Origin of the sequence: Helicobacter sp. NHP22-001 (genome assembly GCF_030270165.1) — a bacterium.
GTDB lineage: Bacteria > Campylobacterota > Campylobacteria > Campylobacterales > Helicobacteraceae > Helicobacter > Helicobacter gastrofelis.
In genome coordinates, this window is sequence record NZ_BSWS01000007.1 from 35,273 (window position 1) to 54,539 (window position 19,267).

Annotated in this window: 16 protein-coding genes; 7 read left to right on the plus strand and 9 right to left on the minus strand. The window is 48.5% G+C overall.

Features of this window, described 5'->3' with window-relative positions; genetic code table 11:
* Positions 1–89: 89 nt before the first annotated feature.
* The 3 genes from QSJ47_RS06090 to accB are packed head-to-tail and all read right to left on the minus strand — an operon-like array spanning position 90 to position 3,069.
* Complete coding sequence (locus tag QSJ47_RS06090) at positions 90–1,241, minus strand: pyridoxal phosphate-dependent aminotransferase (RefSeq protein ID WP_285602764.1); 1,152 nt, start codon at positions 1,239–1,241, stop codon at positions 90–92.
* On the minus strand, positions 1,238–2,590 hold the full coding sequence (locus QSJ47_RS06095; RefSeq protein WP_285602765.1) for an acetyl-CoA carboxylase biotin carboxylase subunit: 1,353 nt from the start codon (positions 2,588–2,590) through the stop codon (positions 1,238–1,240). The genes QSJ47_RS06090 and QSJ47_RS06095 overlap by 4 nt, the downstream gene beginning before the upstream one ends.
* Positions 2,591–2,598: 8 nt before the next feature.
* Positions 2,599–3,069 carry an acetyl-CoA carboxylase biotin carboxyl carrier protein gene (gene accB / locus QSJ47_RS06100; protein WP_221272447.1) on the minus strand — a complete coding sequence of 157 codons (471 nt, stop codon included), beginning with the start codon at positions 3,067–3,069 and terminating at the stop codon, positions 2,599–2,601.
* 123 nt (positions 3,070–3,192) lie between these two features.
* Here accB and aspA point away from each other — a divergent pair, with 123 nt between their 5' ends.
* The 7 genes from aspA to QSJ47_RS06135 all read left to right on the plus strand — a co-directional run bounded on the left by aspA (position 3,193) and on the right by QSJ47_RS06135 (position 11,667).
* On the plus strand, positions 3,193–4,605 hold the full coding sequence (aspA, locus tag QSJ47_RS06105; RefSeq protein WP_221272446.1) for an aspartate ammonia-lyase: 1,413 nt from the start codon (positions 3,193–3,195) through the stop codon (positions 4,603–4,605).
* A 4-nt stretch (positions 4,606–4,609) separates the two neighbouring features.
* Positions 4,610–5,851, plus strand: coding sequence for a type 1 periplasmic-binding domain-containing protein (locus QSJ47_RS06110; protein WP_285602766.1), 1,242 nt, complete (start codon positions 4,610–4,612; stop codon positions 5,849–5,851).
* Positions 5,852–5,859: 8 nt separating this feature from the next.
* Positions 5,860–6,501, plus strand: coding sequence for an FAD-dependent thymidylate synthase (thyX, locus tag QSJ47_RS06115; RefSeq protein ID WP_221272445.1), 642 nt, complete (start codon positions 5,860–5,862; stop codon positions 6,499–6,501).
* Positions 6,479–8,998, plus strand: coding sequence for a DNA polymerase (locus QSJ47_RS06120; RefSeq protein ID WP_285602767.1), 2,520 nt, complete (start codon positions 6,479–6,481; stop codon positions 8,996–8,998). The genes thyX and QSJ47_RS06120 overlap by 23 nt, the downstream gene beginning before the upstream one ends.
* Positions 8,999–9,071: 73 nt before the next feature.
* Complete coding sequence (locus tag QSJ47_RS06125) at positions 9,072–9,572, plus strand: Rieske 2Fe-2S domain-containing protein (RefSeq protein ID WP_221272443.1); 501 nt, start codon at positions 9,072–9,074, stop codon at positions 9,570–9,572.
* Between the two features lie 9 nt (positions 9,573–9,581).
* Positions 9,582–10,808: a cytochrome b gene (locus QSJ47_RS06130; RefSeq protein ID WP_285602768.1), complete on the plus strand. Its 1,227-nt coding sequence runs from the start codon at positions 9,582–9,584 to the stop codon at positions 10,806–10,808.
* A gap of 1 nt (position 10,809) precedes the next feature.
* Positions 10,810–11,667 carry a c-type cytochrome gene (locus QSJ47_RS06135; protein WP_221272441.1) on the plus strand — a complete coding sequence of 286 codons (858 nt, stop codon included), beginning with the start codon at positions 10,810–10,812 and terminating at the stop codon, positions 11,665–11,667.
* Positions 11,668–11,718: 51 nt separating this feature from the next.
* Here QSJ47_RS06135 and thrC read toward each other — a convergent pair whose 3' ends face one another.
* From thrC to flgE, 6 genes are read right to left on the minus strand one after another with little or no spacing between them, the layout of a single operon-like run.
* Positions 11,719–13,146, minus strand: a complete 1,428-nt coding sequence (gene thrC / locus QSJ47_RS06140; RefSeq protein ID WP_285602769.1) for a threonine synthase — start codon at positions 13,144–13,146, stop codon at positions 11,719–11,721.
* A 3-nt stretch (positions 13,147–13,149) separates the two neighbouring features.
* Positions 13,150–14,862, minus strand: a complete 1,713-nt coding sequence (locus tag QSJ47_RS06145; RefSeq protein ID WP_285602770.1) for an MBL fold metallo-hydrolase — start codon at positions 14,860–14,862, stop codon at positions 13,150–13,152.
* 42 nt (positions 14,863–14,904) lie between these two features.
* A complete protein-coding gene (lpxB, locus tag QSJ47_RS06150; protein WP_285602771.1) occupies positions 14,905–15,975 on the minus strand; it encodes a lipid-A-disaccharide synthase in 1,071 nt (356 codons plus the stop codon).
* Positions 15,972–16,550, minus strand: a complete 579-nt coding sequence (mua, locus tag QSJ47_RS06155) for a nickel-binding protein Mua (protein ID WP_260321686.1) — start codon at positions 16,548–16,550, stop codon at positions 15,972–15,974. Before mua ends, lpxB begins: the two co-directional genes overlap by 4 nt.
* Positions 16,547–16,894 carry a hydrogenase/urease nickel incorporation protein HypA gene (gene hypA / locus QSJ47_RS06160; RefSeq protein WP_285602772.1) on the minus strand — a complete coding sequence of 116 codons (348 nt, stop codon included), beginning with the start codon at positions 16,892–16,894 and terminating at the stop codon, positions 16,547–16,549. Before hypA ends, mua begins: the two co-directional genes overlap by 4 nt.
* A 7-nt stretch (positions 16,895–16,901) precedes the next feature.
* Complete coding sequence (gene flgE / locus QSJ47_RS06165; RefSeq protein ID WP_285602773.1) at positions 16,902–19,058, minus strand: flagellar hook protein FlgE; 2,157 nt, start codon at positions 19,056–19,058, stop codon at positions 16,902–16,904.
* Positions 19,059–19,267: the final 209 nt, after the last annotated feature.

The following is a 19,267-nucleotide window of genomic DNA, read 5'->3' on the forward strand; positions in this document are numbered from 1 at the left end:
TTACTTTCTAAAAAAGTCGTGTATATCCAAAACTTTTCTAGCTTTAACCACCAACAAAAGCACTCTTGGTGTAAGATACATGTAGAAACTCAAGCCATAAATTTCTTAAGCCGCTCTAGACCGGCGTGGATTTGCTCCAAAGAGCAGGCATAAGACATGCGCACAAAGCCCTCAACCCCAAAGGCAATGCCGGGCACCAAGGCCACGCCTTGCTCTTCTAAGAGTTTTTGGCAAAACTCCATCGAATTTTGCCCGGGGATTTGTATCCATAGATAAAACGCCCCCTGCGGTTTTAAAGCACTCAAGCCCTTAATGCCATTGAGCCCAGCATAAGCGGTGTCCCTGCGTTCTTTAAAGGCAAGACGCATGTTTTCAATGTCCTTGTCAGCGCAACCTTGCAAGGCGGCTAGAGCGGCTTTTTGGGCGATAGAATTAATATTAGAAGTGCTGTGGCTTTGCAAGGCAAGCATGTGCTTTAGCAAGGTTTTATCCTTCGTGCCTAAATAGCCCACGCGCCAACCGGTCATGCTCACCGCCTTACTTAGCCCATTGATCGTGATCGTGCGCTCTAATTGCCCCTCTAGTGCCCCAAAAGAGAACATAGAGCCCTCATACACGAGCTTTTCATAAATTTCATCACTCAAAACCCAAACTTTAGTGTCTTTTAGCACTTCCCCTAAAGCTCGTAATTCCTCTTTAGTGTAAATCATCCCTGTGGGGTTGGAGGGGGTGGTCAACACTAATATTTTGGTTTTGGGGGTTAGGGCTTTTTGCAACTGATCGGGGGTGATTTTAAACTCAGTGGCGGCACTAGTGGATAAAAAGACATTCTTACCCCCGCTGTAGGTGACGAGCTCGGGGTAACTCACCCAATAGGGGGTGGGGATGATGACCTCATCGCCTGGGTTGATGAGAGCCTGAAAGGCATTAAAAAGACATTGTTTCGCCCCATTGCTCACCATGACCTCGTCAGCGTTGTAGTCCAAGCCATTTTCGCTTTGAAACTTCTTTGCGATGGCTTGCAATAACTCGGGGATACCCTTCACAGCTGTGTACTTGCTAAAGCCCGAGTCGATCGCCGCTTTGGCCGCCTCTTCAATACAAGGGGGGGTGTCAAAGTCAGGTTCGCCCGCACTGAAACTTAAAATATCCTTGCCCTGTGCCTTTAACTCTTGTGCCAGCGTGGTGATCGCAATGGTCTGTGAAGGGGCAATTTTCGTGATTCTGTCTGCGTACATCAAGATTCCTTTTGTTGGGTTTCCAAATACTTGGTGTGGATGGCGTTGCGTCTAAAGTCGGGGTTATCCAGCATGCCTAAATGAAAATCCTTAGTCGTCTTGATCCCCTCGACATAAAACTCTTTTAAAGCCCGCTTCATCTTAGAAATGGCTTGCTCTCTGGTGGGAGCGTGGACGATGAGTTTACCAATCATCGAATCGTAATGGGGTGGGACGCTGTAACCCGCATAAGCGTGGGTGTCAAAGCGCACCCCCATCCCCCCGGGAGTGATCCAAGAGGTGATTTTACCCGCACTGGGCGTAAATGTCTTGGGGTCTTCGGCGGTGATGCGGCACTCTATGGCATGCCCCTTACAAACAATCGATTCTTGAGGGGGGAGCTTCTCCCCTTGAGCGATTTTAATCATCCACTCCACCAAGTCTAAGCCGCTCACCATTTCGCTCACCGTGTGCTCCACTTGTAAGCGGGTGTTCATCTCCATAAAATAAAAATCCTGTCCATTCGTATCTAGCAAGAACTCAAAAGTCCCCGCCCCCACATAGCCAATATGCTTGGCGGCATTGATAGCGGTCTTTAAGAGTCTTTGGCGTACCTCTTCTTGCAAGACTAGGGCAGGGGTTTCTTCAATGAGCTTTTGCTGGCGGCGCTGGGTGGAGCAATCCCGCTCGCCCACATGGATCACATTGCCGTGTTTGTCGGCTAAAATTTGCACCTCTATGTGCTTGGGGTTTTTAATGAATTTCTCGATATATACACTCCCGTCCCCAAAAGCACTCAGTGCCTCGGTTTCAGCGGCCAAGTAAAGATTTTTAAGTGCGTTGGCTTTCTCCACCACACGCATGCCCCGCCCACCCCCACCATTGGCCGCCTTAATGATGATGGGAAAACCGATATGTTCGGCGACCTCTAAAGCCTCTTCATAGCTCTTTAAAATCCCATTTGAACCCTCGATCACGGGCACGCCCGCCTCTTTCATGCACTCTTTGGCTTTGGATTTGTCCCCCATCAACGCCATCACCTCTGCACTCGGTCCAATAAATTCTAGTCCGTGGTGGGTGCAAATCTCCACAAAGTTTTGATTCTCGCTTAAAAACCCGTACCCGGGGAAAATCGCATCCGCTTCAAAGAGCTCGGCAGCACTGATGATCGCCGGGATATTAAGATAGCTCTCTGCCGATTTGGGCCCACCCACGCACACCTTGGCATCGGCAGTGTTTAGATAGTGTGCGTCCTTGTCGGCACTGGAGTAAATGGCGATGGATTGTTTGCCCATTTGGGCGATGGTTTGTATCGCTCTTAGCACAATCTCCCCCCGATTAGCGATCAAAATGCGCTGAATCTCTTTCTCCATGCCGCACCTTAAAGTTTCTCAATCTTAATGAGCTGCGTGCCGTATTCTACGGCGGTTGCATCGTCCACCTCAATGGCTAAAATCTTGCAATCACACTCGGCCTCAATCTCATTCATGATTTTCATCGCCTCCACAATGCCGATCACTTGCCCCTTTTTAATGGTGTCGCCCACTTGCACATAGGGGCTAGCAGTGGGGCTGGGGCGGTGGTAGAAAGTACCCACCATAGGGGATAAAATATAATCCTCTTTTGTTTTTTGTCCCACGCTGGCTGCTCCAGCCGTAGTGTTGATAGCACATGCGCTAGCCGTGGGGGTTTGTAAGGAATGGTGGGGGGTGCTTTCTGTCACAAGGGTAGAGACACCTTTCTTACCCGACTTGTCTAGCACCAATTCCACACTCTCCACCTTGAGTTTCAAATAGCCGATTTGGCTTTTATCAAAAGCCGCCATCAGCTCTTGGATGTCGCTCACTTGCATACCAATGGTCCTTGAAAATAGAGTTGCTCGGTTTGAGATTATGATAACATGATTTGGTGTTAAAGTGTTAATATTAATTTTAAATGGATACAATGCCACTTTATTTCACCCAAAGGAGAGTTCATGGCAACTAGACGAGAGCACGATTTTATCGGAGAGATGGAGATTGAAGACGACCTATACTACGGCATCCAAACCATGCGGGCGGTGGAGAACTTCAACATCACGCACGATCGCCTCTGCAATTACCCCGTGTTTATCCGCTCTTTCGCGCAGGTGAAAAAGGCAGCCGCACTTGCCAACGCCGAATTAGGGCTGATTGATGTGAAGATCAAGGACGCAATTTGCAATGCCTGCGATAGGATCATCGATGGCGAGCATGTGGATCAGTTCGTGGTGGATATGATCCAAGGCGGAGCGGGCACGAGCACAAACATGAATGTCAATGAGGTGATCGCCAACTTGGCTTTGGAGTTTTTGGGGCATAAAAAGGGCGAATACCAATATTGCCACCCCAACGACCATGTCAACCGCTCGCAATCCACCAACGACACCTACCCTTCGGCTTTAAAAATTGCTATCTATGAAAGGTTAGACAGACTCACACAAACCCTAAAAATCCTTAAAGACGCTTTTACCACAAAAGCTAAAGAGTTCGCCCATGTCCTCAAAATGGGGCGCACGCAATTACAAGACGCTGTGCCTATGACTTTGGGGCAAGAGTTTGAAACCTTTGCGTGCATGGTTGAAAAAGACATCCAGCATGTCCTGGATGCGCGCAACTGGACAAGGGTGCTTAACTTAGGTGGCACAGCCATTGGCACGGGCATTAACTCCCACCCCGATTACAAAGGTATTGTGGAAAAGAAAATCCAAGAGGTTACGGGGCGTCCTTTCACGATCGCCCAAAATCTCATTGAAGCCAGCCAAAGCACGGGGGCATATGTGCAAGTGAGCGGAGCCCTAAAAAGAGTGTCTATCAAACTCTCTAAAATCTGTAACGACTTGCGCTTATTAAGCTCAGGTCCTAGAGCGGGCTTAAATGAAATCAACTTACCCAAAATGCAACCGGGCAGCTCCATCATGCCCGGCAAAGTCAATCCCGTGATCCCTGAAGTGGTGAATCAAGTCTGCTTCTCCGTGATTGGCAACGACCTCTCTGTGGCGATGGCGGCTGAGGGTGGGCAGTTACAACTCAATGTTTTCGAGCCCGTGATCGCCTATAAACTCTTCCACTCCTTCTTAATGCTCGATCGTGCGATCCATACTTTGGTCGATAAGTGCATTTTAGGCATCACCGCTAATGAAAAAATTTGCCACGATTATGTGTTTAACAGCATTGGGATTGTTACCGCGCTCAATCCCCACATTGGCTATGAAAAATCTGCCTCTATTGCCAAAGAAGCCCTAGAAACCGGTAAATCCGTCCATGAAATTGTGTTAGAACGCAAGTATTTAACACAAGAACAGTTGGATGAAATTTTCCAGCCCGCCAACATGCTAAGCCCTCATGTCTTCAAGAAGCACAAAGATTAGACCTTTGGGGTTGCTCTTAAGCCTAGTGTTTTTGGGCACACTAGGGGCTAAGGCACACCCTCGCCTACCCTCACCCATCCCGCCTGCCCGCCAAATGGTGATCAATTTAGAACCCTGCAGCCCTAAGTGTTTACACAATCTCTATGCCAGCGGGCAAATCTTTTCGTTTATGGCGCACTACGCCGCCGACACACAGGATGCGCAGCTGCAGGACAATTACACCATCATAGACGATCTGCTAAACCCCACTTTGAGCGCACAAAAGCCTAAAGAGGAGGATGCACAAAACCAAAGAGAAGTTTATAAAGTGGCTTTGCTCGTGCCTAAAAAAGTTGTGGGGCGCTATGCCGACACTTCCACCAACGCCCTTTTGGCTTATTTGGCTCTCAAAAACCACGACTTCACGCTGAAAGTCTTTGACAGCCAAAGTGAAGACCCCGATAGCTTAAAAAAAACTTACCAAGACATCATCCAAGAGGGTTTCCCCTTCGTCATCGCCCTTTTGACCCAAGAGGGTGTGCAAAATTTGGCAGCAAAGACCCCCCTAACCTTGCCGACCATTGTCCCTACGGTGAATAAACACCAACTAGAAAAGCGCATGGACTTGCCCTCCACTCTCATTTTTGGGGGGATCGACTTTCCTAAACAAGTGGCGATGCTCTTAGACTTGAGTCAGCACAAGCCCCTAGTGGTCTATGACGATGACAGCTTTAGGGGGGCAATGTTGAGTAAGAGCCTCAAGGATTTGGGGGCGAATGTCGTTTATGAGGACACAATCACCTTTAAAAAAGCGAGCACCTTTGGGCGTGAGATCAAGCACCAAAAGCGTTATTTAAAAAATGGCGTGGTGCTTTTCAACACCTCCATTGTCAAAACGGGCATGCTCTTAAGCCAAATTGGCACACTCTCTAGCCGTGAGCGCCCACAAATGTTGCTTTCCTCACAAATCAATTTCAATTTGTCTATGTTTATGTTGACACAACCGCAAGATCGCCAAAATCTATTCATCACAAACGCCCTAGCCGAGCTTAACCCTTATTTGAACCAAACGGCGGCTTTACTCAACAGTGATTTAAAATACGATTGGGTGGGCTATGCGAGTGTGGATTGCTTAGAAAATATGCTTGCGTACTTTTACCCTCACTTGCAACGCTACTTTAAAGAACCCTTGCAAGATCAGCAAATCCTTTACACCAACACCCTTTACACGCCTAAATATCTAGGCTTCACACCCTATTCCAACTAAGGCTATCCATGCAAGTGCTTTTAAAACACGCCACGCCCCTATCTTGTTGCTATGAAGCCATCCGCACCTGTTACCAAAGCTTTGGTTACAGCGATCAAGGGGGGCGCAAAGATTTAGAGCTCATTGACCGCGTGGCAAACAAATACCGCCACAACTCCACTTTAGAGCATTTATTCTATAACTTTGACATACAGGGCATTTCTCGGGCGTGCTTGCAAGAGTTGGCAAGGCATCGCATGGCAAGTTTTTCGGTCAAATCCAGCCGTTACACGCTAAGAGAACTTAAAAGCGAAGAGAGCTTTACCCCCCTAGAGCCACAAAACCTAGAGCGGGCACAAAAGTTTTTAGTCTTTACGGGTGTAGAGGCGGTGGATAGGGCGAGCGTGCAAGCTTTAGAAAATCTGCGCCTTTTGATCGTGCAGAACATTAAAAACGATTACGCCAAATTTGCCATGCCAGAGAGTTATAAAACCAGCCTCGCCTTTAGCCTCAATGCCCGCAGTTTGCAAAACTTTTTGAGTCTACGCACGGATAGCAAAGCCCTTTGGGAGATCCGCACCCTTGCCCTAAAGATTTACGAAGCCTTGCCTGAAGATCACCGCTATTTATTCACCCATTGCCTAAAACATGAAAACTCTACACCTTGTTGACACCTTTAGCCTACTCTTTAAGTTTTACTATCCCTTAAAGGACTTACACACTTCTAAGGGCTTTAACACCGCATGGCTCAATGCCTTTTGTCGCATTATACAAAGGCTCTACAACTTCAAAGCCGATGGTTTAATTTTCGCCCTAGAGAGTGGGAGTAACCACCGCAAAGACCTACACCAAGACTACAAAGCCAACCGCCAAGCCCCCCCCCATTTAGACGAACAACTCCCTATTATTTTTGAGTGGATCGAGCGCATGGGGCTGTGTGCTTTGAGCGTGGCGGGCTATGAGAGCGATGATGTCATTGCCAGCTTATGCCAGCACTTTGACGCGCCGCAAATCCGTATTTTTAGCGCAGATAAGGACTTTTTCCAACTTGTAAACGAGCGGGTGGTGCTCTTTGATTTAAGCACGCAAAGCACCAAAGGCGTGGATTTTTGCCTAGAAAAATACAAGATACACCCCAAACAATTCACCGACTATCAAGGCTTAGTGGGCGATAGCAGCGATGGTTATAAGGGGGTTAGGGGCATTGGGGCTAAGGGGGCGGTGCAACTCTTGCAAGAGTGGGGGAGTTTAGAAAATCTCTATGCCCATTTAGACAAACTCCCCGCCAAATTGCAAAACGCCCTAAGAGAGGATAGAGAACAAGCTTTTTTAAGTAAAGAACTCGCCACACTTAAAAGTGATTTAACCCTAGACTTTAAAACCCCCCCTGATTTTCCTACACAAAACCCCCTACTAAAAATCCAAGACGCTTTGGCGGAGTTTGAAATGTTTGCTCTACTCAAGCAAATACAGCCCAAGGTCAATTTAAACTCCTTAAGCACGCCTTTAAGCTCTAGCCAAGAGTTGTTAGACAAGCTAGCAAACCGCCCTACTTGTGTGGTGCAAGCACAAAGGCTTAAAGAGGGGGTGTTGCTTGGGGTGTTTTTTGAGGGGGAGTTTAGGGCGGTGCTACTAAATGATTTGCTCGCCCCGGCTTTGGTGCAACAGCTTTACACTTGCGCGCTCATTGGCTACAACTTAAAAGAAGTCTTTAGTTTGCTAGGGGGTGTTTTAGAGGGCGTGGACTTTGAAGACATTAGCCTATTAGCGTGGCTCGATCATTGCTATTTGGACAACTCTTTAAACGCCTTAGCCTTGAGCCTACGCCTTGAAACCCCAGCCCCCCTAGAGGGTGACACAGCCCAAATCGCCGCCGCTATGCGCCACAATGCCCCCATCATTTTAAAAGCCTATGAGCATTACAAGGCACATTTAACCCCCCCCTTGTGGGAGCTCGCCCACAATTTAGAATACCCCCTGCTTAGACTTTTATGCGAAATGCAAGGGCATGGGTTTTTGCTAGATTTAGAGTATTTACAAGGCTTAGACGCTGAGTTTAAACAGACTTTAGCGCAGCTGGAACAACGCATACACGCCCAAGCCCACACAGACATTAACCCCAATTCCGCCAAACAATGGGCGCAGTTTCTCTACACGCATTTAGGGCTTGAGAGCAAGCACGCCATAAAGATTAAAACCGGGCTCTCCACCAATGAAGCCAGCCTCAAAGCCTTACAGCAAGCCTACACGGGGCAGAGCATTCAGGGGGTTGAGGTGTCTAAATTATTAAGCACGCTTTTAGAATACCGCGAGCTTTTTAAACTGCAAAGCACTTATGTTAAGCCCCTCTTAGAGCGCCAAGTTAAGGGCAAAATCCACACAATTTTCCACCAAACCACCACCGCCTCCTCAAGGTTAAGCTCGAGCAAACCCAATTTACAAAATATCCCCATGCGCACCCCCTTAGGGCAGCAGATTGCCCGAGCCTTCATCGCCCCTAAAAATTGCATGTTGCTAGGTCTAGACTACTCGCAAATGGAGCTAAGACTACTCGCCCATTTTAGTGGGGATACAAATCTCATCACTGCCTTTAAAGAGCGGCAAGACATCCACACAAACACCGCCCTAGCCCTTTTTAACGACCCCACGCAAAGACCGCTAGCCAAGGCGATCAACTTCGGGCTCATTTATGGCATGGGGGCTAACCGGCTCGCCACCACACTCAATATCAGCCTCAAAGAGGCAAGGGAGCACATACAGCGCTACTTTCAGGCCTTCCCCACGATTAAGGGCTTTTTAGAGGGCTTGAAAGAGCGGATTTTAGAGGAAGGGCAGGTGCAAACTTTGCTAGGGCATGTGCGTGCCTTCAACTTTCAAGGAGCAAGCCAAAAACTTGTCGCCGACTATTTAAGAGAGGGGGCAAACACGCTTTTTCAAGGCAGCGCAAGCGATTTAATGAAACTGGCTATGTTGGCGGTGAAGGACAAATACTCCGAGCTTAAAATGCTCGTGCAAGTGCATGACGAGCTTATTTTAGAAGTGCCTAAAGACCAAGCGGACACGCTCGCCAAAGAGCTTAAAACGCTCATGCAAGAGATTTACCCACTTAAAGTCCCCCTAGAGTGCCATGTGTGTTTGGGGACAAACTGGGCGGATTTAAAGGCCTAAGCCCCACTTTAGACACTATATTAAGTTTTCCAGTGTAGAATACATGTTTTGTAAAAATGCTAGAGGAGCGATGATGGCTGAGATGAATCGGCGGGATTTTTTGAGCATGGCGCTTGCAGGCGTGGCGGGCGCGGGCGCACTTGCAGGGCTGGTTGCCATGAAAAAGACATGGGACCCCTTGCCTAGCGTGGTGTCGGCGGGCTTTACGACCGTGGACATTTCCAACATGAAGGACGGGGAGTTTAGCAGCGTGGCGTGGCGGGGCAAGCCCGTTTACATCATCCGCAAAACCCTCCACATGCCCTTTGACACAAAGCGGGATTTTAAGCTCAACAATGGGGTTTTCACCGTGGGGGTGCAGATTTGTACACATTTGGGCTGTATCCCTAATTTTGAGTCCATTGACAAGGGCTTTTTATGCCCCTGTCATGGGGGGCGTTTCACAAGCGATGGCGTGAATATCGCAGGCACGCCGCCCCCCCGCCCCTTTGAAATCCCCCCCTTCAAGTTAGAGGGCACAAAGATCACCTTTGGGGCTGTGGGCAAAGAGTATCAAGCAATGATGAAGGCGTAAGGATCACACATGGCGGAGATGAAAAAAGCAGAGGGCGTTGTGGATTGGTTGGACCAGAGACTTGGGATCAAAAAACTCACCAAGGTTTTGATGACCGAGTATTGGATTCCTAAAAACATTAACTTCTTGTGGGCGATGGGGGTGGTCTTACTCACCTTGTTTACCGCCCTTGTGGTTTCGGGCATCTTTCTTTTGATGTATTACAAGCCCGATGCCAAACTAGCTTACGACAGCGTGAATTTCACCATCATGCAAGAGGTCGCCTTTGGGTGGCTGTGGCGGCACATACACGCCACCGCCGCGAGCATGATCTTTGTCATCATCTACATCCACATGTTCGTAGCGATTTACTATGGCTCTTACAAAAGAGGGCGGGAGATGATTTGGATCAGCGGCATGTTGTTGTTTGTGATCTTCAGCGCCGAGGCGTTTAGTGGGTATATGCTGCCTTGGGGGCAAATGAGCTATTGGGCGGCTTCGGTGATCACCGGGCTCTTTGGCAAAATCCCCGTGATTGGGCCTGATCTTTTAATGTGGATTCGGGGCAACTATGTGGTGGCGGACGCGACTTTAACCCGTTTCTTTATGTTGCATGTGTTCTTGTTGCCCGTTGTCATTATTATGATTATAGGCATGCACTTTTATTCACTGCGCATCCCCCATGTCAATAACCAAGAGGGTGAGGTGTTAGACTTTGAAGCCGAGGAGAAAAAATACAAAGAGGGCAATAAAAAAGAATCTAAAGTCATCCCCTTTTGGCCCGTGTTTTTGTCTAAAGATATTTTCGTGGTGTGCGCTTTCATGGTGTTTTTCTTTTACTTGGTGTGCTACCATTATGAGTTTGCCATGGACCCCATCAACTTTGAGCGTGCCAACAGCCTAAAAACCCCCACACACATTTACCCCGAATGGTATTTCTTGTGGAGTTATGAGGTCTTACGCGGCTTCTTTTTTAATGGCAACTTGGGGCTTGTGGTCTTTGGCATCGTGCAAATCATCTTTTTCTTACTGCCCCTTTTAGACAACAGCCCCGTAGTTAAACCCGCCCACCAGCGCAAAGCCTTCCAAGTGTGGTTTTGGCTCTTGGTGGTGGATATGGTGGTGCTGACGATCTATGGCAAGCTCCCGCCTGTGGGCAATAATAGATATGTCGGCCTCGTTGCCTCGCTCATTTTCTTAGCCCTTTTCTTTGTCATTTTGCCCCTCATCAGTCGGGCTGAAAAGAAAGGAGCTTAAGGTGAAAGAATTAAAAATTTTGGCGATCTTGATCATTGTCATCGGGGCACTTTACTATGGGGTAGAACCCTACGCCCACTCCATTATGGAGCCCAAAACCGCGCCCGCTGACTTTGCTTTTAAAGACTTAAAGCCCATTGACTTGAGTAGGGGCGTGGCGAGCAAGGGCAAGGACTTGGTGGCACAAAATTGTGTGGCGTGCCATAGCCTTAAAAGCCAAAAAATCCCCGCCCCCATGGACAAGGCTGCAGCCGGGGTAAGCTTTGGTGTGGTGCCCCCCGATCTTTCCCACATCGCCAGCGTGCTTAACCCGCAATTTTTAGCCCACTTCATCAAGGACCCCACAAAGGCGGCTTTGCTCACCCACAAGTATAAGGACGATCACCCCTATCCCATGCCCGCTTTTACCCAATTTAGCGATCAGGATTTGGCAGACATTGTGGCCTACTTGGTTTCGATTGCGCCTAAAAACTTAAGCGATAAACAAGTCTTTATGCAAGCCTGCCAAAGATGCCACGACATTAAATACGACAAGCTCTACGCCATCACCGATCATAAAGACTTGCACCGCTACTTAGGCTCTAACGCCCCCGACTTGTCCATGATGATCCGCTCACTAGGGCGTGAAAAACTAGAAGTTTTCATCAATGATCCACAAAAACTCTTGCACGGCACAGCCATGCCTAGAGTGGGTCTTACCAAAAAAGCGCAAGAGCAAGTGATCAACTACTTGGAGCAAACGGGGGATAGCAAACACCACCAACGCCACCGGCTAGGTATCCAAATCATGCTCTTCTTTGCGGTGATGACCCTACTTGCCTACTTTTGGAAACAAAAAGTGTGGAGAGAGGTGCACTGATCGGGCGTGTAGTGTGGAGCTATGCGCTCACCCAAAGCACACGCACCTAAATTAAAGCCACGCTTTAATGTGGCTAGCAATTTCAGTGACTTTTAAAACTTCTGTGTGGATGGGGGGCTTCTTAAATAGGTCTGTAACACAGCTTGGAGGGACAATCCCTTGTTTGGCTAAAACTTCTAGGGCTTCTTTATCATCTTTGGCAGGCTTGTTTTCTAAAGCTAAACAAGTGGTTTTGGGGAACTTAGCCCACGAAGCAGTGGAGACGATCACGCTAGGCAAGGGGCTTTTTAGGCTTTCAAGGGCTTTAAAAGCGGTGGCGGTGTGTGGGTCAATGAGATAGTTAAAATCCTTATAAATTTGTTTGATGTAGCCTAGACATTCTGCATCTGTGCAACTAATCGCCTCAAAATGCTCCCGTAATTTCTCTAATTCGCTTGCGCCGAGTGTGTAGCGCTTTTGGGTGTCTAAATTTTGCATGCACTCTTTGGTGCGTTCATGGCCAAAAAGTGCGTAAAGCAAGCGTTCTACATTGGAGCTTTTTAAAATGTCCATTGCGGGGGCGTAAGTCTTTTGCAGTGTCCTATGGCTGATGTCATACACTCCTGTGTTAAAAAACTCAGCAAGCACATCATTGGCGTTAGACACAATGGCAATTTTAGCCACAGGCAAACCCATTTCTTTAGCATAAAACGCCCCTAAAGCGTTGCCAAAATTGCCACTAGGCACCACTACCCGGATAAAATCTCCAAACTTAAGGGTTTTGGAGCGCACCCACTCTAAATAAGCCCACACATGGTAAATGATTTGAAAGAGCACCCGCCCGAAGTTTACCGAGTTTGCCACTCCAATAGAAAAACCCTTTTCTTGCAGCTGCGTGTTAAACTCAGGGTCATTTAGCAAGTTTTTGAGCGCACTCTGGGCATCGTCAAAGTTACCCTCAATGCCATAGACCTTTAAATTCGGCGCGTCCATGGTTTGCATTTGCAAGGCTTGCACGAGGCTTGTGCCCTTGGCAGGATATAGACACACGACTTTAATGTTCTCTAGCCCAGCTAGACTAGCTAAAGTTGCAGGACCCGTATCCCCGCTGGTCGCCACTAAAATTAAAAACTTCTCTTGGCTCTCCTTTGCTAAAGAACCAAGCAAAGCCCCCAAAGGCTGCAACGCCATGTCTTTAAAGGCAAGGGTGGGGCCGTGGTAAAGCTCTTGCACCGCTAGATTCGGCTTTAAAATCTTTAAAGGCGCGGTTTGAGCAAAGGCGTTGTAACGCTCTAGGGCCCTTTGTAACATTGTTCCACTTAAACCCAAAGCGGCGCAAATGTGGGCAGCGAGCTCTTGATAGCTGTAATTTAGACATGGGGCAAAGTCAAGTTGGGGGATTGTCTTTAGGGTGTAAAGCCCCTTAGTGGGGCTAGCGGGGTGGGCTAGGGCCTGCAGTAGGGGCAACTCGCCCCCGCCCCTAGTGTCGGCTAAAAACATACATTATCCTTTGGCAAGTTCAATGGTGTAGGGTTTGGGGGCGATGTATTGATGGCTGAAGTGATGCCAAAAATGGGCTTCGTAGACATTGGGGCTACGCTCTAGGCGGCAATGAAAGCCCCTAACCATCTCGGCAAAGGAGAGCCCATGAGCTATCACACAGGCTAAAATCTCGGGCCGCACCTTGAGCACTAAGGTGCGGTAGCCCTCCTGTTGTCTAACGATCGCCCGCACGGGCACAATGCGGAAAGTTTGTGTGCCGAAATTGGCCTGCACAATGGGGGCAACCACCCGCTCAAAGGTTTCGTTCATCGGCACAAAGGTTACAATTTGTTTTGCCTTGTAGCCCGATGCCTTGAGATACTCGATCAAACCCGTAGGGTCGTAGGTGAATTTTTGTGTGTAAAAATTGACATACGCCTGTGGGGTCTCCTTCTTTAAGGCATGGACATCCTCCTTCCACTGCACCAAGTCGCTCTCTTTAAACTCCAAAGTCAGGCTGTCATCGGGGGGCAACCACTTCACGGGTTGTTCTTTGTGGCTGCGGCTGTAGGTTTCGCAAATTTGCTGCCCCTCTTTGAAGGGGTTTTTTAAATTCAGGGCTTTAATGGCGCTATCCCTAGTGGCGTCTTGGTTGTAGGGCGTGGCAATGGGCATCACATAGGCGGGCTTAGTGGCTGCAATTAAATTCTCTAGTTGATTTTTAAAGCCCTCCAAATGGCTGGCGTGTAGGCTCTTTTGCGTGGCTTCATCGTAATTATTGACGCAAAAGGGAAAGCCGGAAGTTCCCCCACTAAAGGCGGTGCAAAGCAAGGTCAAATCGCTTGGCAAATTAAAGGAATTGAGATAGCCCCCATAGGCGTTGACGATGACATCGTGCCCGGACAAGCATAAATACAGCCCACTCTCTTCTGTGCCATCGGGGGGGGCGAATACGCTGAATTGGAAAAATGAGCCAAACTCGTAAATCTCGGTAAACTCCAGCGAGTAGATGTTGTTAAAGCCTAGACCCTTTAGGCTTTTTTCCACACTTTTAGAGGCAAAATTAGGCACGATGAAGGGCTTTGTTTTAGACAAGAAGGCTAAAGTTTGGGGGTGTAAACAGCTGGAGCGGTTCGAGGAGATGAAGATAAAATCTGCCTTCATAAGCGCATGCACGGCTTCTTTGCAGCTTGCCTTTTCTAAATACCCACTGCCAAGAAAGCTAGGCCCTAAAAGCCACGGATCGGTGATCAAGCTCACCCCCCCCGCCTCAATGTAAAGACAAGCGTGGTTTAAATAGCGGATTTTAAAATCCCCCTTAAAACTGGATTGGTAAGGGTTGTTTAGGTCTATGGAAGTGTCCACCACCAAAGAGCGCCCCTCTACACGGCATTTTAAGGGCTTTTTGGGCGTGCCATTTTGGTAAGTCAGGCTCTCAATATGCAGAGCCCAATGGCAATAGGGGCAAGTGGCAAGCTCTTTGTTGTGCTGCAACTTGCCCCCACAATGGTTACAAATTTGATCGATGATCCATTCCACTTCGGGTTTTTCACCCATTTTGACATGCTTTTTCATTTTAACAATGAATTGCCCGATGTCATTGATCCCTTGCAACAACCCCCGCGCCGGCACGATCTGCGTGTTTTGGGCGGTTTCAAACAGCCCTACGCGACGTAGCCTCTTTGGGACATCTTGGGGGGCTGCTTTAGCGGGTTTTTTGGGGGTAACTGCCATAAGGACTCCTAGTGCGTGCTAAAACGATGATTATACAAGAATTTAAGGCTTTAGGCCATGTTTAATCCACTCGGCAACCACTTGTGCGCTTCCGTGTTGCAAATACGCCCGGATTTTTTGCGACTCTTGTAAAAATTTCCCTCGATCTAATGTATCGTAAATCTCCAAGAGTTTGGGGGCGTTGAGGTCGTCTTGGATAATCTCAGGGTGCAGCATGGTTTGTCCTCTGCCTGGGCTTTCATTGTGCAGGGCATTATAAAAGATGTTGGCAAGCCCAATGCAGGTTAAATGCACCAAGTTTTTGGCGATGAAAAAATCTAGGGGGCGGGCTTTATAAGCCAACACAAAGGGCGTGCCGATGAGTGCGGCCTCTAGTGTGGCGGTGCCGCTGCAAATAAAGGCAAAGGACGCCTCGTATAAGCTCTTGTGTGCGTCAAAGGACACTTCAAAGAGCTTTAAATGCGCCCCATACAAGGCATTTAAATCCTGCCCTTGAAAGCTTGCGGGCACGACCAAGACTTTTTTACCCCTAATTTTTTGCGCCACCTGCACGAAAATGGGCAAAATACGCTCAATCTCTTGCTTGCGGCTGCCGGGCATAAACACCACACTCTCGCCCCCCACCTCAGTTTTTTGGTATTTGATCTCATCTAAGAGCGGATGACCTACAAACTGCGCCTTTTCTTGGTAGTAACTGAGCTCAAAGGGCAAAATCGCGGCGAGTTTGTCGCAATACTTTTCAATGATTGGAGCTCTATACGCTTTCCACGCCCACACTTGGGGCAAAATATAGTATAAAATGGGCTTATTTGGTTGCGCTTTTTTAATGCGCTTGGCTAGGGGGATGTTAAACGAGGATGAGTCCATGAGTAGCACTAGGTCGGCTTGCTCGGCTAAATGTGCCATGGTTTTTAGAGCCTTGTAGAAAAAGAACAAGCGCCCAAAGACCTCTTTAAAACCCATCACAGAAAAATTTTTAGGCGATAAAATGGGCTTGTCCCTTGCATTTAGGGGTTCATACACGCCCAGCCACTCCACTTCAGGCAAGTGGGGACGCAAGGCTTTTAAATGGATGTTGGAGCTCACTTCTAGAGCACTGACTAAGATTTTCATTGCGGATCTTCGGGGTCTTTGACTTGTAATTTGTCTTGAGTTTGGCGATCCCTTAGCTCAATTTTGAGCGTGCTGTTTTCTAAATCTAGCCCAAAAACGCGGTCTTTGAGCACATGGTTTTCTCTTAAAAGCACGCGGTATTGTCGGTAGAGATTGTCGGCAAAATAGCGCTTGGCCGGGCGTGCCCTTGCGATGGAGTGGTCTTTTAAATAAATCTCCACGACCTCTAGTGCTTGGGGCAGGGGCTCATCGATGTCTTGCAGCTCGGGCTTGTCTTTTTCTAGTTGCCATAAATCCCGCTTGATTTTATGCGACAACAACTCTTGGCGGATTTCTTGGATTTCCTCTTCCTTGCTTTTTTGGAGGGTCTGCAACTCTTTGATCTGATCTTTGGTCTGCACGATTTGCGCCCGCAAATCCCTTAGTGCCACCCGTGCGTTCTCAATCTCCTCCTCATAGGCTTGTAACTCCTCTTGAAATTTCTGTCGCTCCTCCTCAAAGAGTTGCACCACCTCCCAACTCTCTTTCATCTCAGGGGCTTTCTTGATAAATTCTTGAAAAATCGCATCAATCACACCATCTCCAAAGACAGCAGCTGCATTTGTGTCCCCTTACTTAGGCGCACCTTTTGCGACCCGCAATGCCCGCACACCCCATACTCCAAATTGGGCGGGGCATAGGTTTGTTTGCACTCCAAACACTCCAACTCCACTTTTTCATCCACAATTTCTAAGATCGCTTCCTTGCAAATGTCTAGCTCCTCTTTAAAAGTTTCAAATGCGCTCATGAAGAGTTGTTTGTCCATCCCGCAACGCTCGCCAATGCTCACCACCACCCGCTCGATTTTGGTGGCGTTGTGCTTTCTGGCATGCGTTTCGCACAAATCCATTAAAGAAGAAACGACCGAATACTCGTGCATGCCCTAACTACTGCTTGAGGTTTAACAAGGTGTTTAAAATCTGATCTGAGGTCGTTACCGCCTTAGAGTTGGCTTGAAAACCCCGCTGCACCACGATTAAATTTGTCAAACTGCGGCTCAAATCCACATTGCTCGACTCCAACTTAGAGCCAGACACCCCGCCCCTGCGCCCCGTGTTGGCTGCCCCAATGAGGGCCTTACCCGAGTTGCTCGTTTCTGAGAACACGCTACCCCCGTCCGCTTGTAAGCCCGCATCGTTGGCAAAGTTCGCTAGTGCCACTTGCGCTAGGGCTAAACTCTTGCCATTGCTAAAGGCCCCGAGCAAGGTCCCGTTATTGTCAAAGCGCACATCCATTAAATCCCCCGCCACATAGCCGTTTTGCTCAATGGCATAGGTTTCAGAGATTTTATCCACGCTAGTGATCCCATCAAAGGCCCCGGCTGAACCAAAGTTGAGCGTGATCCGTTGGGGCGAATCCGAGCCATTGTGGGGGTTGAATTGCAAGAGGGGGGGATTCATGCCTGCTAGTGAACCGTCTTTATTAAAGTGCAAGACCCCATTTTCAAACACATTGGGGCGCTCGGGCGAGCTGCCGATAATTTCGCCGGGTTCGGGCACAATCACTCTAAAGCGCCACTCTGCCCCGCCTGCTTTGTAAAACTCTAAGCGCATGGTGTGCTTGGTGCCTAAGCTATCCACTAAGTCCACGCTGCTTGCGTGCGTGGCGTGGGTGAGCTTGGAGGTGGAGGTGGAGATGCCGCCTTCAATGAGCGAAGCGGTGTTGAGTGCCCCCATGGTCTTGCCAAAGAGGACATTTTTAGTCACTTTGGCAGAGGTGTAGTTGGTGACAAAAATGCTTAAATTGTCTTTTTGGGGTTTACCATCGTCCTTATTGGTGATTTCAAACATGCCATTTTTATTCACTTTGACAGACACGGAGGCGGTGGAGTCTTTATAGTTGGCTTTGAGGCTAGGGTCTTTGACGATGTTGGCATCGTGTTGCATCAACGCCCGCAAATCTTCCGTGGTTTTAAATTGCCCTGTGGTCGAGTCGGCATCGATGCCCTTGGTGTAGCGGTATCTAAAGGCGGTGATACTTTGATCCCCCTTAACAAATTTAGAAAACGCCCCCGTGCCCGCCCCGGTAACGACAATGTTTTTCACATGTTTGTCGCCCTCAAGATTGTTTTTATTCTCGAGGCGCAACTGCCCATTGTCTACATAGGCTTCTACCCCTGTTTTGTTTTTTACAGCGTTGATCGCATTTTGGGCGGCGGAGAGGGTGCTGATTTTAGACACAGCCGAGTCGTTGGTAAAAGAGATTTTTGTCCCATTGATCTCGACGGTGCTGTTTTGGTTGGTGGCGGTGATGTCCCTTTTCATGGTGGCGTTTTTATAGCTCACCCAAATGCCCTGATCTTCATTGAGCAAAAACGCATCCCCATCTTCGTTAAACAAAGAACCCATGTCCTCAGCGACTTGGGTTAAATTCGTGGAAGAGTCGTATTGGGGCTTCACGCCATCAGAGGGCGTGCGGCTAGAAGAGTCGAGCATGAAGATACTGCCCGTTTGGTCAGCGTGGCGACCGGCGTTGAGGTTGGCACGCATGGAGATTTTTGTGCTCGAGCGTGCGGGCATCACCATCCCCGGATCGATGCGGATATTTTGTAAAGGTTTGGTGTTGTCAATTTTAAGCAAGTCGGTTTCACTCCCCTTAGAGCCCATGTCCTTAGGGTCGCGCACCCAGCCCTGCACCACATACCCACCCGTAGTTACAAGGCTGCCCTGTGCGTCAAAGAGAAATTCCCCGCTGCGGGTGAAGTTGCGCGTAACGCCCCGATCGGGGCTGATGACAAAAAAGCCATCGCCCTCAATGGCAAGGTCGGTTTTCACATCGGTGTTTTGCAAATTGCCCTGTGAGAAAATCTTAGTGGTTGCGTCCACGCCCACACCAAGACCCACAGAGAAGTCGTTTTGCCCTGCTAGGCCGTTTTTATAGGGGGCGGTGGCGATGAGCTTAACTTGAGAGAGCATGTCTACAAAGGAAGCTCTAGAGTATTTAAAGCCCGTGGTGTTGACATTGGCGATGTTGTTGCTTTCAATATCTAGGGCGATTTGGTGCGCCTGCATCCCGTTAACGCCAGACCATAAAGAGCGGAGCATGGTGATCCTTTAACTGAATTACCAAATCCTAAGCAAAGTTTATTCCAAATTTGGGGTTTGTGAGACATCAAAGGGAATGATGTATGGTCATTTTTCAAGCCATGCTTAAAGGATGCTGTGTTAGAATGCGGACTTCGGGTACCATGTTGGCTACTTCTTTGTGGAACATTTGGAGCATAGCGTAAGCTAGGGTTGAGGGAGGTAGTGGT